We start from the raw sequence: 13,739 nt of genomic DNA on the forward strand, positions 1-13,739 counted from the left end.
CCGCGGCCTAAAGATATTTTTTGACGAAGTTCGTTGCGTTTCCGCAATAGAATACAATGTCAGAGTGCGCCGCGAGCGATCTACAAAATCAGTATTTGCCGATATCCAATACTATTGATCGTAGCAGCTCTGCCGCCTTGGACGTGGCAGGGCGATAGTATTCGCACGTCCTGAGCGGGGTTCCCGGTAGGGCACCGGATTCGCCCGGCACGCGGCAAAATAAAGCAGTGGCCAACTGGCTAACTCCAGAATTACATCGGCGGAGGGCACGGACGGCAAATCGGATGCGGTAGAACGCAACTGGTTAACGCCGCACAGTGAGACGGCGGCGTAACCTTCGCTTCCGTCCGCCGGGCTGACCGGCTACGACGCCGCCATGCCCTCCACCTCCGGCCCGCTCGACGACCTGCTGATCGTCGACCTGTCGCGCGTTCTCGCCGGGCCGTATGCGACGATGGTCCTCGGCGATCTCGGCGCGCGGGTGGTCAAGGTCGAGCGGCCCGCAACCGCGGGCAACCCCGGCGGCGACGACAGCCGCCACATCGGACCGTTCAAGGCGGGCGACCCCAGCCAGTCGGCATATTTCGCCAGCATCAACCGCGGCAAGGAATCGATCGCGCTCGACCTCGCCGACCCCGGCGACCGCGTCGTGTTCGACGCGCTGGTCGCGCGCGCCGACGTCCTCGTCGAGAACTTCCGCCCGGGTGTCATGGAGCGGCTCGGGCTCGGCTGGGACGCACTCCACGCCAAGCATCCGCGGCTGATCTATGCCGCCGCGTCGGGCTTCGGCCACACCGGCCCCGACCGCGACAAGCCCGCGTACGACATGATCGTCCAGGCGATGGGCGGGATCATGTCGGTCACCGGCTGGCCCGGAGGCAAGCCGACGCGGGTGGGCACGTCGATCGGCGACATCACCGCCGGGCTGTTCACCGTCACCGGCATCCTCGCCGCGCTGCACCACCGCGAGCGTACCGGCGAGGGACTGTTCGTCGACGTCGCGATGCTCGACGGGCAGATCGCGATCCTCGAGAACGCCGTCGCGCGCTATGCCGTAACCGGCGTCGCCCCGGGGCCACTCGGCGCGCGGCACCCGTCGATCACGCCGTTCGCGGCCTATGCCTGCCGGGGCGGGCATATCGTCGTCGCGGCTGGGAATAATTCACTGTTCAAGACGCTTGCCGCCGCGCTTGACCTCCCCGGTCTGCTCAGCGATCCGCGTTTCGCGACCAACGCCAGCCGGACCGACCATGCCGACGCGCTCGCGACGATCTTCGAAGCGCGGCTGGCGGAAGGCGATGCGGCGCACTGGCTCGGCGTGATCGAGGCGGCGGGCGTGCCGTGCGGTCCCCTCCACGACGTCGCGCAGGCGCTCGGCCACCGGCAGGTGCAGGCGCGGAACATGGCGATCACGACCGGCTTCCCCGACGGCTCGCCGCTGCTCGCGGCGGGCAATCCCGTCAAGCTGTCGGGCTATGCCGACCCTGCGGTGCGGGGGAAGGCCCCGGCGCTCGACGAGCATCGCGCAATGATATTGGCGGACCTAGGTTTATGAACGACGCCGACATCGCCCTGATCCACCGCCTCGCCGACGCTGCCGGAGCGGTGATCCGCCCGCATTTCCGCAACCTCGCTGCGGTCGAAACCAAGGACGACGCGTCGCCGGTCACCGTCGCCGACCGCGCCGCCGAAGCCGCGATCCGCGAAATCCTGTCCACCGAACGCCCCGGTGACGGCATCATCGGCGAGGAATACGGCGAGGACCGCCCCGACGCGGCGCGGGTCTGGGTGATCGACCCGATCGACGGGACCCGCGCCTTCATCGCCGGGCGGCCGCTGTTCGGGACGCTGATCGCCTTGCTCGAGGACGGCATCCCGGTACTCGGCGTGATCGACCAGTGCATCGCCCGCGACCGCTGGATCGGCACCCCGGAGGGAACGACGCTCAACGGCGCGACGGTGCGGGTGCGAGTCTGCCCGGCATTGGCGGGGGCGCATGTCGGGACGACCTCACCGTATATGTTCGACGACCTTGAAGCCTTCCAGCGGGTCCGCGCTGCGGCGCGCGACGTGCTATATGGCGGAGACAATCACAATTACGGGCTGGTCGCGACCGGGTGCCTCGACCTCGTCGTCGAATCGGGACTCAAGGTCTACGACTGGGCGGCGCTCGTTCCCGTCGTCACCGGTGCCGGCGGCGTGATGACCGACTGGGCCGGCGCGCCGCTGCGTCGCGGCAGCGACGGCCGCGTCGTCGCGGCGGGCGATCCCGCGCTGCTCGCCGAAGTGCTGGCGACGCTGGCTGGTTAGTGGGGGCCGCCTAGCCCGGAGTGCCGAAGCGCGCGGCGTATTCGGTCGTCCGCCCCTCGTCGAGCAACGTCGCCTGTTCGACCAGCCGGTCGCGCGCGATCCGCCCGTTAAACGCGCCGAGCTGGGCGTCGGCGTCAAGCGCCTCGTCGGCGTTCAGCCGCGCGATTTTGTCGACCGAGTCGAGGCCGATCGTTTCGAGCGCGGCGGCAAACTTGTCGCCGACTCCCTTGAGCGCGCGGATGCCGGGGACCCCAGCGACGATCGGCCCGGTCCCGGCGAGCGGTTCGGAAACGAGCGGCTCGGCCCCAAGCACTGAAGCACCCAGCGCCGGAGTTGCCAGCGGCGTCGTCAGCGGCAGCGGCTCCTGCGCGGTCCGCCGCAGCTTGGCGTTTTCACGCTTGAGCCGGTCGACCTCGTCGGCGAGCGGGCGCATCGCCTCGCGGCTCGCGGCGAGCTCGCGCTGCGCCTGCGCCGCCTCGGTCCGCGCCGCGGCAAGCCCCGCCGTATCGGCGACCGCGGCAACGCGCACCGTCCGCCGGAAAATTCGTCCGAGGAGCAAGCCGAGGACAAGTCCCCCGAGCGCCCAGAGCGCATAGGCAAGGCTGAATTCGTACGTCGTGGCCATCGGCTTCGCTCCGCAGTCGCGCCTCGCCGCACGCGCGGCAAGAGTGTGTCACGTCTCGCCGCACATGCGGCGAACGGGGTGGTTCGACAAGTCCCCGGCTGCTAATCGATGATCATGACAGTCGCTGCACCGGCTCCCGAATATCGTCTCGAAACCGGTGAACGCCGCCTCGCGATCGGCGCGGTGCTGATCGTGCTGCTGCTGTCGGCGCTCGACCAGACGATCGTGTCGACGGCGATGCCGCGGATCATCGCCGAGCTCCACGGGCTCGAACGCATCGCGTGGGTCGGGACGTCGTACCTGCTCGCGTCGACCGTCGTCGTGCCGATCTACGGCAAGCTCGGCGACCTGTACGGGCGACGCCCGATCCTCGTCTTCGGCGTCGTCGTCTTCCTGATCGGCTCGATGTTGTGCGGGCTCGCGGGCGAGTTCGGCTCGGTGCCGATCGTCGGCGACGGCATGAACCAGTTGATCGTCTGCCGCGCGCTCCAGGGGATCGGTGCCGGCGCGCTGACGACGGGGGCGTTCGCGACGATCGCCGATATCGTCCCCCCCGCCGAACGCGGCAAGTACACCGGGTTGTTCGGCGCGATGTTCGGATTTGCGAGCGTCGCCGGGCCGGTGATCGGCGGCGCGCTGACCGAACACGCGACGACGGTGCTGTTCGGCCATGTCATCAGCGGCTGGCGCTTCGTCTTCTACGTCAATCTCCCGCTTGGGGCGGTGGCGTTATGGATCCTGCTCAACCGTCTGCCGAACACCGGCGGGCAGGTCGGCGGCGAGCGGCGGGTCGACTGGATTGGCAGCGCGCTGATCCTGATGACCTTCGTGCCGCTGCTGCTCGCGCTGACGTGGGGCGGCCACGCTTATGCGTGGGGGTCGCCGGTGATCGTGGCGATGCTCGGCGGCGCGGTCGCCGGGCTGGCCGTGCTGTTGCTCTATTCGCGGAACAAGGACCATGCCGTCGTCCCGCTCGGGCTGTTCGCCAACCCGGTGTTCGCGCGCGGCAACCTCGCGCTGTTCATCATCAACGTCGCCTTCATGGGCATCGTCATGTTCCTGCCGCTCTATTTGCAGGTCGCGCGGGGCGTCACCGCGACCGCGAGCGGGTTTGCCCTCCTGCCGTTGATGGGGGGCGTGCTCGTCGGCAGCGTCGTCTCCGGACGGACGGCGAGCAAGACGAAGCAATACAAGCCGGTTCTCGTGGTGGGTGGACTCCTGAGCCTCCTCGGCGTCGGACTCATGCTGCAGGTCGGGCCGGAGACGTCACGCAATGCTCTGATGCTGCGCCTGGCAGTCCTCGGCCTCGGGCTCGGCCCGGCGATGGGCATGTTCACGCTGGCGATCCAGAGCGCGGTCGAGCCGCGGCGTGTCGGCGTCGCCACGGCATCCGCGCAGTTCTTCCGACAGATCGGCTCGACGATCGGCGTCGCCTTGTTCGGTGCGATCCTGACCAATACGCTGACCGCCGAGTTGCCGCGCCGTGCGCCCGACCTCGTCCGCGCCGGGTCGGTCGACATGAGCCACGCGCAGGCATTGGCGATGGACCCGGCGGCGCTGAAAACCACGCTCGCCGCGAACGGCGTGACCGATCCCGACCGCGTTGCCCGGACCGGCGACGGCATCCGCGCGAGCTTCTCGGCGGCGATCCTCGGGCTGTTCCCGATCAGCGCGATCCTGTTCCTCGGCGCGTTCATCGTCACCCTTGCGGTTCCGGGACGGCGGCTGCGCGGGCGCGAGGAGGCGGGCGAGATGGTCGCGATCGAAGCCGGTGCGCCCGCCGAATGAGTGACCTCGCGCGACGTCGCGCACTTCCCCCCGGTGCCGCGACCGAACTGCGGCCGATGCGCGACGGCTGGCGGCTGCGGTCGATGATCTGGGCGGCGGCGTCACCGACGCGGGGCTCGATCCTGTTCATCGGCGGGCGCGGCGACTTCATCGAGAAATACGCCGAAAGCTATTGGCACTGGCACGACCGCGGTTTCGGCGTCGCGGCGTTCGATTGGCGCGGGCAAGGCCTGTCGGGGCGGCTCGGCGACACGCCGGATAAGGGGCACTCGACCGGCTTCAACGCGCTCGTGGCCGATCTCGGCGAGCAGGTCGCGTGGTTTCGCGAGCGTCTGCCGCCACCGTATTTCGCCGTTGCGCATTCGATGGGCGGGCATCTGCTGCTCCGCCACCTGAGCGCGCAGCCCGGCTCGATCGACCGCGCGGTGCTACTGTCGCCGTTGCTTGGGCTGGTTGCGGCGCCGGTGGGCCCGTGGCTCGCGCGCATTATCGCGACGGTCCAAGTCGCGCGCGGCAAGGCGAGCGACTATGCCCCGGGCGCGGGCGCGGCGCAGGCGGGCAATGCGATCCGCGCCCGCCGGCTGAGCAGCGACCCCGAGCGCGTCGCCGACGAGGGGTATTGGGTCGACCACGACCCCGGGTTGCGGATCGCCGGTGTCACCAACGGCTGGATCGCTGCGGCGTTCGCGTCGCTCGATGCGCTGACCGCACCCGGCATCCTCGAAGCCGTGACGACCCCGCTGCTGATCCTGACCGCGGCGAACGACCGGCTCGTCGACAGCGCGGCGGCGGCGCGGCTGGCGAAGCGATTGCCGCACGCGCAGGTCGAACCGATCGCCGCGGCCGCGCACGAACTGCTCCGCGAGGCCGACGCGATCCGCAACCCGGTCCTCGCCCGCATCGATGGGTTCATTGCATGACCACGCATTACGACATCGCCATCGTCGGCGCGGGCATCGCCGGGGCGAGCCTCGCTTATTTTCTTGGAACACATGGCGCGGGGTCGATCGTCCTGCTCGAGGCCGAGGACACGCCGGGCTATCACACGACCGGGCGCTCGGCAGCATTCTGGGAGCCGACCTACGGCGGCGCGGGTGTCGTCCCGCTATCGGCGGCGAGCCGCGCCTTCTTCGACACGCCGCCGCCGGGCTTCGCGGCGCACCCGCTGCTGTCCCCGCGGGGCGCGCTCCACATTTCCGCGCCGGGAGAAGATGGCGCGCTCGCTGCAATCGCCGCCGACTTCGACGGCTTCGGCGTCGAGACGCGGGTCGTCGATGCGGCGGCGATGGCGGCGCGCTACCCGATCGTCGGCGGCGGCTGGGAGCGCGCGGGTCTGCTCGAACCCGATTGCCACGACATCGATGTCGCGGCGCTGCATGCGGGGTTCCTCAGCGGAGCGAAGCGCGCCGGGGCGGTGCTGGTGTGCAGCGCGCGGGTCGAGAGGGCGGATCGCCGCGCCGCAGATGAAGCGGACCCCCCCCACGAGGGCCTCCCCTCCCCTTCAGGGGAGGGGCCGGGGGTGGGGGAGTCGCGGTATTCCAACACCGAAGCTCCCCACCCCCGGGCCGGCGCAAGGGCGCCGTCTCTCGCCCCTCCCCTGAAGGGGAGGGGAAGCGAAGATCTCTGGCATCTCGCCACAACCGCGGGTGACTTCACCGCGACCACCCTCGTCGATGCCGCCGGAGCATGGGGCGACCATCTCGCCGCGCTCGCCGGGGTCGCGCCGCTCGGCCTGACGCCACTGCGGCGGACGATGGTCGTCCTTGATGTCGACCCCGCCCCACCCGCCGACCTGCCGGTCGTGTTCGACGCCGCGGGGAGCTTCTACTTCAAGCCCGACGGCGGGCGCCTGTGGCTGTCGCCGCACGACGAGATCGCCGATGTCGCCCGCGACGCCGCGCCCGAGGAACTCGACATCGCCGTCGCGATCGACCGATTCGAGCACGCGACGACCGCCCGCGTTCGCCGGGTCGAGCGAAGCTGGGCCGGGCTGCGGACCTTCTCGCCCGACCGTAACCCGGTCTATGGCTTCGACACCGACGTCCCCGGTTTCTTCTGGTGCGTCGGGCAGGGCGGCTTCGGCATCCAGACCGCCCCGGCGGCGGGCGACCTCGCCGCGCGGGCACTGCTCGGCCTGCCGCCGGGATCGGTCGACCCGGCAGCATATGCCCCTGGGCGACTACGCGCGTAGCGAGCGAGAATTCGCTGTCCTACACCCCAGCCGCGCACGTAGCGTCGGCGGCTCGAATCGCCACCGGGCGGCGTTCGCTCTTTCTCATCGTCAGCCGATCGAACGCACATGCCTCGGCGTGCACATGCCGTTTGACGCGTGGCCCTGCCGGTAAAAATCAATGTTCAATACCGTGAACTTCGTGTGACCTTTCAACCCGCATAAACAAAGCCCCTGGGGTCAAGCCCCTCGATTCATTCACCGGCTCACGAGCCAATTCGCGATGTTGACCGCGTAGCGATGCGCCGACGCGAGCGCCGCCGGGTCGGTGGCCAGCCCGTCGCCCGGGGCTTCGGTGACGAAGCTCGGGCTGCCTGTCGCCGGGTCCCAATTATAGTCGGCGAAATGGTGGAAGGTACTCGCCGCGATCGCCGGGCCGCCGCTGTCGTCAGGCTCGAACGCGACCGCGAGATTGAAGCGCCGACCGGTCGACAGGCTGGTGCCCGTCGCAATGACGCGGGCGGACGGGTCGTCGGCGGGGGCCCCGACCCCGCCTTCGTGCGGATGCGCGGGCAGGCGGTCGACGCCGTCGAGGACCGGGTGGCGCGGCCCCTCGACCGCGATCTGCTGCCAGTCGCCGTTCGCCCCGGAATGATAGTTCGGCCACAGGATATCGGACGTCACCGTGTCGTCGGCGGCATGCCGCGCGGCGTCGGGGTCGAGGTTCTTCGAGTGGAAATAATGCGCCTTGCCGACCCCGCCGAGGTCGCACACCGACGAGCCGAGATCCATGTGGTCGCGGGTGACGAACAGCCCGCGCCCGTTGCGGCGGAAGCGGCTGATCGCGGCGCAGTCGTCCGTGGTCAGCCCGTCGCCGGTGTCGACCGCGAACAGCCACGCGGCATCGAAGTCGCTGGTATCGAGGGTCGACAGGACCGAGTCGGGGGCGGGGAGCGGATCGCGATCGCGGGTGACGACGTCGAAGCCCTCGCTGCGGAGAAGGGCAGCGAGTTTGCTGAAACGCGCGATTCCCCAGTCGTCGGTCGGCGGCGCGATCGTCGTCTGGAGCAAAACGCTGGGTCGTTTCGGCATCGTTCGTCTCCCGGCTGGCTGCGCTCATATGGCGCTCCCGGGAGATCGCGCTAGGGGGTAAGCGCCGCCTTCGACCGTGCCGCCGCCGCAATCGCCGTGTTCGCCAGTGCGTCGGCGCGCTCGTTGTCGGGGTCGCCCGAGTGGCCCTTTACCCAGCGCCAGTCGACCTGGTGCGGCTTGGCGGCGGCGAGCAGCGCCTGCCACAGGTCGACGTTCTTGACCGCACTGCCGTCGGCGGTCCGCCAGCCGCGCTTTTGCCAGCCGTGGACCCATTTCATGATGCCGTCGCGGACATAGGCCGAGTCGGTGGTGAGGATCACGCGGCACGGCTTGGTCAGCGCCTCGAGCGCGCGAATCGCTGCGGTCAGCTCCATCCGGTTGTTGGTGGTCAGCGTCTCCGCCCCCATCAGCTCGCGCTCGACGGTTCCCATCCGCAGGATCGCGCCCCAGCCGCCGCGTCCAGGATTGCCCTTGCACGCGCCATCGGTGGCGATGACGACGCTGGGCTCGTCGCTGGTTCCTGCACCAATCGCCACGCTCAGGCCCCGAACAGCTCGGTGTGGGTCGCGCTGCGATACCATATCAGCCGCCGGGCGAACGCCATCGGGTCCTTCTTGGTCACCAGCGCGTCGGCGGGCGTCGTAATCCAGTCGTAGGCGCGGCTCAGCGTGAAGCGCAGCGCCGCGCCGCGGCATAAGGTGGCGAAGGCGGCGACCTCGGCCGGGGTCAGCGGGTGCTCGCTGCGGTAGCCGGCGAACAACGCCGCCGCGATCGCCGGATGATAGCGGCGGCCATCGGCGGAGAAGCACCACGCCGCGTGCATGACGGCGAGGTCATAGGCCCGAATGTCGGTGCAGGCGAAATAGAAGTCGATCAACCCGCTGACCTTGCCGCCGAGCAGCAGGACGTTGTCGGCGAACAGGTCGGCGTGGACCGTCGAGCGGTCGAGCGAGCCGGGCCAGCGCGCCGCGAGTGCGCCCAGCTCCTCCTCGACGATCGTCGACAGGCCCGGCGACACCGCGCCGAAGCGGTCGCCGATCGCGGCGGTGAGTCGCCGCCAGCCCGACAGGCCGTGTTCGTTGTCGCGGACCAGCGTGAAGTCGGTCAGCGCCCGGTGCATCGCCCCCATCGCCGCGGCGGTGGCAAAGGCATCGACCGGCGACGGCATCGTCACCGACACGCCGGGGACATATTCGATCAGGCACGCCGGGCGGCCACACAGCATCTGCAGGATGCGCTCGCCGCGGTCGGGGATCGGCCGCGGCACCGGCAGCCCCTTGTCGGCGAGGTGAGTCGTCAGCGCGAGGAAGTACGGCAGGTCGGCGGCGTCGATCCGGTCCTCGTACAGCGTCAGGAAATAACGGGTGCCCCGGTCGGTATCGAGGAGGAAGTTCGAATTCTGGACGCCTTCGGCGATGCCCTTGAAGCTCGTCGCGGTGCCGACGTCGTAGCGGTCGAGGAAACCGGCCAACGCCTCGGCGGAAACCGGAGTGAAAACTGCCATTACCCGTGCCCCGACGCCGGGGCGGCGTCAGGCATTCAGCGCTCGCGGCAGCTTGAACACGACGTCCTCGACCGCGCTGGTGACCTCTTCGATCGAGGTTTCAAAACGGGTTGCAAGCAACGTCATCAACTCCTGAACCAACACTTCGGGGGCCGACGCCCCCGCCGTTACGCCAACCGTCGCAACATCTTGGAACCATGTCCAGTCGAGTTCGGCGGCGCTCGGGATCAGGAATGCCCGCGCCCCCGACCGTTCGGCGACTTCGCGCAGCCGCTGCGAGTTCGACGAGTTGACCGCGCCGATGACGAGGACGAGGTCGCAATCCGGCGCGATCACCTTGACCGCCGCCTGCCGGTTCGACGTTGCGTAGCAGATATCCTCGCCCTTCGGCCCGACGATCGCCGGAAAACGCCGCTGGAGCTCGGCAACGATCGCCGCGGTATCGTCGACCGACAACGTCGTCTGGGTGAGAAAGCCAACGCTGTCGGGATCGGCGACGGTGACGGTCGCGGCGGCGTCGAGGGTCTCGATCAGCGTCATCGTCCCCGTGGGAACCTGGCCGAAGGTGCCGATCACCTCGGGATGGCCACAGTGGCCGATAAACAGGATATGCCGTCCCGCCTCGACGAGTCGCTCAGCCTGGCGATGGACCTTCGAGACAAGCGGGCACGTCGCGTCGAGATAGTTGAGCCCGCGCGCCGCCGCCTCGGCGGGGACCGCCTTGGGCACGCCGTGCGCCGAGAATACGACGGGCACGCCGTCGGGAACCTCGCTCAGCTCCTCGACGAAGATTGCGCCCTGCCGCTTCAACGCGTCGACGACATGGGCGTTGTGGACGATCTCGTGGCGGACATAGACTGGCGCGCCGAAGCGGGCGATCGCCCGTTCGACGATGGTGACGGCGCGGTCGACCCCGGCGCAAAAGCCGCGCGGAGCGGCGATAATGACGCGTAAAGGCGGCAGCCGCCGGAACGAAGGCGCGATATTCATTGGGAAAGCCCTTTACGCCATCGCCCGACCCGGCACCATAACTTGTACACGCAGGGGACGAATTCTATGATACGGCCAATCGTCGCGAAGGGTTTCCATTTGTCCAAACTGCGTGTTGCCGGCGTTGTCGCATTTGTCCTGCTCGCAGGGTGCCAGAAGAACCAGCTCCTCGTGAAGCGTTCGATCTGCCCGGCGGTCGCGGTCCCCAACTACACCGGTGACATCACGATGTTCGCCAACGGCGGTACCGCGGCGAGTGATATCGACGTCGTCGCGGCGATCACCAACGTTCGCGGTGTCTGCGACGAGGCCGCCGACCGGCTCGGTACCGCGGTCACCTTCGACGTCCTCGCCCGGCGCAGTTCGCCGGTTGGCGCGCGATCGGTGTCGCTGCCGTTCTTCGTCAGCTTCGTCCAGGGCGGCAACCTTATCGTTTCGAAGCAGGTCGGCGCGGTCACGATCAACTTCGCCGATGGGCAGATTCGCGCCCAGACGTCGGCGGCAGCACACGCCGACGTCTCGCGCGCCGCTGCGACGATGAACGATGCGATGCAAAAGAAGATCAATCGCGTCCGTAAACCCGGCGATCTCGATGCCGCGACCGATCCGCTCGCCGATCCCGAGGTCAAGGCGGCGGTGCGCGCGACGACCTTCGAAGTGCTCGTCGGCTTCCAGCTGAGCGACGACGCGCTGGCGTATAACGCCGCCAAATAACAGTTGTGCGCCGCAGCACGTTGCGGCACATCTAGCGCGTCGTCGGGTTTCGGCCCGGCACACGCGCGGGAGAGTGTGGCGCAGGCCACCGCCGAAGGAGCAACCGCCCCCGGAATCTCTCAGGCCCCCGGACCGCGCGGGTGCGTTAGCGACGATCTGGAAAGCGGACGTGTCTTTGGGCGCGTTCCACCGAAGGGGTAAGCCGGGTCCGACCCGGTCAAAGCTCTCAGGTGCAAGTGACAGACGGGGGCACGGCTGGCGGTTTTCGCCGGCTGGACTCTGTCGCGAGCCGCTGCATGGACGAAGCCGTCGCCCTTTTGCCCCTCGATGCCCTCCACCGCGAACTCGGCGGGCGGATGGTGGCGTTCGCGGGCTATGCGATGCCGATCCAGTACGACGGGATCATCGCTGAACATAACTGGACGCGGACCGCGGCCGGGCTGTTCGACGTCAGCCACATGGGCCAACTGACGCTCCCGCTCGATGCCGACGTCGCGCTCGAAACCGTCCTCCCCGGTGACATTACCGGGCTGCGCGAGGGCTGCCTGCGCTATTCGATGCTGCTCAACCCGCGCGGCGGCATCCTCGACGACCTGATGGTGACGCGGCGCAGCGGTGACCTTTACCTCGTCGTCAACGGCGCGACCAAGACCGCCGACATCACGCATCTGGCGATGAGCGGCCTGACGGTCAGCCACCGCGAGGACTTGGCGCTACTCGCGCTGCAGGGACCGAAAGCCGTCGATGCGCTCGAGCGGCTGGTGCCGGGCGTTTCCGAGCTTAGCTTCATGCGCGCCGGCAGCTTCACTTGGGGCGATGTGCCGCTGTGGATTAGCCGGTCGGGCTACACGGGCGAGGACGGCTTCGAGATTTCGGTGCCAGCCACCGCGGTCGAGGCGCTTGCCCGAGCGCTCCTGGCCGAGCCCGAGGTCAAGCCCGTCGGGCTTGGCGCGCGCGACTCGCTCCGGCTCGAGGCGGGGCTGCCGCTGTACGGCCACGACCTGACCCCCGACATCACGCCGGTCGAGGCGAACCTCGCCTTCGCCATCTCGAAGCGCCGCAAGACCGAGGGCGGCTTCCCCGGCGCGGCGATTGTCCTCGACCAATTGTTCAACGGTGCCGCCCGGAAGCGCGTCGGCCTCCGGATCGAAGGCCGTCAGCCGGTTCGCGAGGGCGCGGGCGTCGTCGTCGATGGCGTCACGGTCGGACAGGTCACCAGCGGCGGCTTTGGTCCGGCACTGGGCGCGCCGATCGCGATGGCGTACGTCCCCGCCGCGCTCGCCGCCGACGGCACCGCGCTCCACGTCGATGTCCGCGGGCGCCTGCTCGCCGCGACCGTCGTGTCGATGCCGTTCTTCCCCAAATCCTACGTCCGCCAACCCCTTGCTAAAGCTGGAGCCGCGCAATGACCCTGTACTTCACCACCGATCACGAATGGGTTTCGGTTGAGGGCGACAGCGGCACCGTCGGAGTCACCGATTACGCGCAGGGCCAGCTCGGCGACGTCGTTTTCGTCGAGATCCCGGCGGCGGGCACGACCGTGACCAAGGGCACCGCCGCCGCAGTCGTCGAATCGGTCAAGGCGGCGTCGGACGTCTTCACCCCGGTGTCGGGAACGGTGACCGAGGCGAACGCCGCGCTGACCGAGGATCCGGCGCTGGTCAACACCGCCCCCGAGACCGAAGGCTGGTTCTTCAAGCTGACGCTGTCCGACCCATCCGAGCTCAATGCGCTGATGGACGAAGCAGCGTACAAGACATTCGTCGCCAGCCTGTGATCGCAACCGACACCGCGCAGCCGTGGAGCGCCGCCGACTACGCGACCAACGCGCATTTCGTCCCGGCACTGGGCGCGCCGGTTGTTGCGCTGCTCAACCCGCAACCGGGTGAGCGCATCCTCGATCTTGGCTGCGGCGACGGCGTGCTGACCGAGAAACTGGTTGCCGCCGGTGCCTCGGTCCTCGGGGTCGATGCCGACCCGGACATGCTCGACGCAGCACGGGCGCGCGGGCTGGATGTCGAACAGGTCGACGGGCAGGCGCTGGATTTCGTGGCGGAGTTCGACGCCGTCTTCACCAACGCCGCGCTTCACTGGATGCCCGACCAGGCGGCAGTCGCGGCGGGCGTCTTTAAGGCGTTGAAGCCGGGCGGCCGCTTTGTCGGCGAATGCGGCGGCTTCGGTAACATCGCTGCGATCCGAGCCGGCATCCGCGCGATGATGTTTGTCCACGGCCACGCCGTGCCGCCGACGGAGGCGCAGGTCTACCAAACCGCAGCGGAATATACCGCTGTCCTCGAAGCCGCCGGTTTCACCGCGGTCCACGCCGAGATCATCCCGCGCCCGACCCCGCTCGCCACCGGCATCACCGGCTGGCTCAAGACCTTCCGGTCGGGCTTCCTCGATAATTTCGGCATCGACCGGGCGCATCAGGATGGGTTTGCCGAGGAGGTCGAGGATTTCCTCCGCCCGATGCTGTGCGACCACGCCGGCAATTGGGTCGGCGACTACATCCGCTTGCGATTCCACGCGTCCAAGCCAGCTTGAGG

General features: G+C 68.9%; 14 protein-coding genes and 2 riboswitches. Of the genes, 9 read left to right on the forward strand and 5 right to left on the reverse strand.

Annotated elements, in window-relative coordinates; genetic code table 11:
- Positions 1 to 376: 376 nt before the first annotated feature.
- Positions 377 to 1,555 carry a CaiB/BaiF CoA-transferase family protein gene (locus KZX46_RS05835; protein WP_219775858.1) on the forward strand — a complete coding sequence of 393 codons (1,179 nt, stop codon included), beginning with the start codon at positions 377 to 379 and terminating at the stop codon, positions 1,553 to 1,555.
- Positions 1,552 to 2,310 (forward strand): histidinol-phosphatase, encoded by a 759-nt coding sequence (gene hisN, locus KZX46_RS05840; protein ID WP_219775859.1) that lies wholly within the window; start codon positions 1,552 to 1,554, stop codon positions 2,308 to 2,310. Before KZX46_RS05835 ends, hisN begins: the two co-directional genes overlap by 4 nt.
- Positions 2,311 to 2,320: 10 nt before the next feature.
- Here the strand turns inward: hisN and KZX46_RS05845 are convergent, their stop codons facing one another.
- Entirely contained in the window at positions 2,321 to 2,935 is a 615-nt protein-coding gene (locus KZX46_RS05845) for a hypothetical protein (RefSeq protein ID WP_219775860.1), read from the reverse strand.
- Positions 2,936 to 3,043: 108 nt separating this feature from the next.
- Here KZX46_RS05845 and KZX46_RS05850 point away from each other — a divergent pair, with 108 nt between their 5' ends.
- Genes KZX46_RS05850 through KZX46_RS05860 form a run of 3 tightly spaced genes read left to right on the forward strand, consistent with a single transcriptional unit; the run spans position 3,044 to position 6,914 of the window.
- Positions 3,044 to 4,723 (forward strand): MDR family MFS transporter, encoded by a 1,680-nt coding sequence (locus KZX46_RS05850; RefSeq protein ID WP_219775861.1) that lies wholly within the window; start codon positions 3,044 to 3,046, stop codon positions 4,721 to 4,723.
- The gene (locus KZX46_RS05855) at positions 4,720 to 5,643 is read left to right on the forward strand and encodes an alpha/beta fold hydrolase (protein ID WP_219775862.1); all 924 of its coding nucleotides are present in this window, start codon (positions 4,720 to 4,722) and stop codon (positions 5,641 to 5,643) included. The genes KZX46_RS05850 and KZX46_RS05855 overlap by 4 nt, the downstream gene beginning before the upstream one ends.
- Complete coding sequence (locus KZX46_RS05860) at positions 5,640 to 6,914, forward strand: FAD-binding oxidoreductase (RefSeq protein ID WP_219775863.1); 1,275 nt, start codon at positions 5,640 to 5,642, stop codon at positions 6,912 to 6,914. The genes KZX46_RS05855 and KZX46_RS05860 overlap by 4 nt, the downstream gene beginning before the upstream one ends.
- 237 nt (positions 6,915 to 7,151) lie before the next feature.
- On the opposite strand, the gene KZX46_RS05865 is transcribed toward KZX46_RS05860, so the two are convergent.
- The 4 genes from KZX46_RS05865 to ispH are packed head-to-tail and all read right to left on the reverse strand — an operon-like array spanning position 7,152 to position 10,479.
- Positions 7,152 to 7,985: a hypothetical protein gene (locus KZX46_RS05865; protein ID WP_219775864.1), complete on the reverse strand. Its 834-nt coding sequence runs from the start codon at positions 7,983 to 7,985 to the stop codon at positions 7,152 to 7,154.
- A gap of 50 nt (positions 7,986 to 8,035) precedes the next feature.
- The gene (gene rnhA, locus KZX46_RS05870; RefSeq protein WP_226896123.1) at positions 8,036 to 8,521 is read right to left on the reverse strand and encodes a ribonuclease HI; all 486 of its coding nucleotides are present in this window, start codon (positions 8,519 to 8,521) and stop codon (positions 8,036 to 8,038) included.
- Between the two features lie 2 nt (positions 8,522 to 8,523).
- A complete protein-coding gene (thrB, locus tag KZX46_RS05875) occupies positions 8,524 to 9,489 on the reverse strand; it encodes a homoserine kinase (RefSeq protein ID WP_219775866.1) in 966 nt (321 codons plus the stop codon).
- 27 nt (positions 9,490 to 9,516) lie between these two features.
- Positions 9,517 to 10,479 (reverse strand): 4-hydroxy-3-methylbut-2-enyl diphosphate reductase, encoded by a 963-nt coding sequence (ispH, locus tag KZX46_RS05880; protein ID WP_216709552.1) that lies wholly within the window; start codon positions 10,477 to 10,479, stop codon positions 9,517 to 9,519.
- Positions 10,480 to 10,545: 66 nt separating this feature from the next.
- On the opposite strand from ispH, the gene KZX46_RS05885 reads away from it, so the two are divergent.
- The 4 genes from KZX46_RS05885 (at position 10,546) to KZX46_RS05900 (ending at position 13,737) form a co-directional block, all read left to right on the forward strand.
- The gene (locus KZX46_RS05885; protein ID WP_216709553.1) at positions 10,546 to 11,193 is read left to right on the forward strand and encodes a hypothetical protein; all 648 of its coding nucleotides are present in this window, start codon (positions 10,546 to 10,548) and stop codon (positions 11,191 to 11,193) included.
- A gap of 56 nt (positions 11,194 to 11,249) precedes the next feature.
- A riboswitch (glycine riboswitch) is annotated at positions 11,250 to 11,338 on the forward strand.
- 1 nt (position 11,339) lies between these two features.
- Positions 11,340 to 11,446: riboswitch (glycine riboswitch) on the forward strand.
- A gap of 43 nt (positions 11,447 to 11,489) precedes the next feature.
- Positions 11,490 to 12,602, forward strand: a complete 1,113-nt coding sequence (gene gcvT, locus KZX46_RS05890; RefSeq protein ID WP_219775867.1) for a glycine cleavage system aminomethyltransferase GcvT — start codon at positions 11,490 to 11,492, stop codon at positions 12,600 to 12,602.
- Positions 12,599 to 12,970 (forward strand): glycine cleavage system protein GcvH, encoded by a 372-nt coding sequence (gene gcvH / locus KZX46_RS05895; RefSeq protein WP_219775868.1) that lies wholly within the window; start codon positions 12,599 to 12,601, stop codon positions 12,968 to 12,970. Before gcvT ends, gcvH begins: the two co-directional genes overlap by 4 nt.
- Entirely contained in the window at positions 12,967 to 13,737 is a 771-nt protein-coding gene (locus KZX46_RS05900) for a trans-aconitate 2-methyltransferase (protein WP_226896124.1), read from the forward strand. Before gcvH ends, KZX46_RS05900 begins: the two co-directional genes overlap by 4 nt.
- The last annotated feature ends 2 nt before the right edge of the window (positions 13,738 to 13,739 follow it).

This window comes from Polymorphobacter sp. PAMC 29334 (genome assembly GCF_019431245.1).
Classification (GTDB): domain Bacteria; phylum Pseudomonadota; class Alphaproteobacteria; order Sphingomonadales; family Sphingomonadaceae; genus Polymorphobacter_B; species Polymorphobacter_B megasporae.

Excerpts from the sequence above, each read along its gene's own strand:
- ispH (WP_216709552.1), bottom strand. The coding sequence starts at position 10,479 with ATGAATATCGCGCCTTCGTTCCGGCGGCTGCCGCCTTTACGCGTCATT.
- gcvH (WP_219775868.1), top strand. The coding sequence starts at position 12,599 with ATGACCCTGTACTTCACCACCGATCACGAATGGGTTTCGGTTGAGGGC.
- gcvT (WP_219775867.1), top strand. The coding sequence starts at position 11,490 with ATGGACGAAGCCGTCGCCCTTTTGCCCCTCGATGCCCTCCACCGCGAA.
- KZX46_RS05835 (WP_219775858.1), top strand. The coding sequence starts at position 377 with ATGCCCTCCACCTCCGGCCCGCTCGACGACCTGCTGATCGTCGACCTG.
- hisN (WP_219775859.1), top strand. The coding sequence starts at position 1,552 with ATGAACGACGCCGACATCGCCCTGATCCACCGCCTCGCCGACGCTGCC.
- KZX46_RS05885 (WP_216709553.1), top strand. The coding sequence starts at position 10,546 with ATGATACGGCCAATCGTCGCGAAGGGTTTCCATTTGTCCAAACTGCGT.
- KZX46_RS05845 (WP_219775860.1), bottom strand. The coding sequence starts at position 2,935 with ATGGCCACGACGTACGAATTCAGCCTTGCCTATGCGCTCTGGGCGCTC.
- KZX46_RS05855 (WP_219775862.1), top strand. The coding sequence starts at position 4,720 with ATGAGTGACCTCGCGCGACGTCGCGCACTTCCCCCCGGTGCCGCGACC.
- KZX46_RS05865 (WP_219775864.1), bottom strand. The coding sequence starts at position 7,985 with ATGCCGAAACGACCCAGCGTTTTGCTCCAGACGACGATCGCGCCGCCG.
- thrB (WP_219775866.1), bottom strand. The coding sequence starts at position 9,489 with ATGGCAGTTTTCACTCCGGTTTCCGCCGAGGCGTTGGCCGGTTTCCTC.
- KZX46_RS05850 (WP_219775861.1), top strand. The coding sequence starts at position 3,044 with ATGATCATGACAGTCGCTGCACCGGCTCCCGAATATCGTCTCGAAACC.
- KZX46_RS05860 (WP_219775863.1), top strand. The coding sequence starts at position 5,640 with ATGACCACGCATTACGACATCGCCATCGTCGGCGCGGGCATCGCCGGG.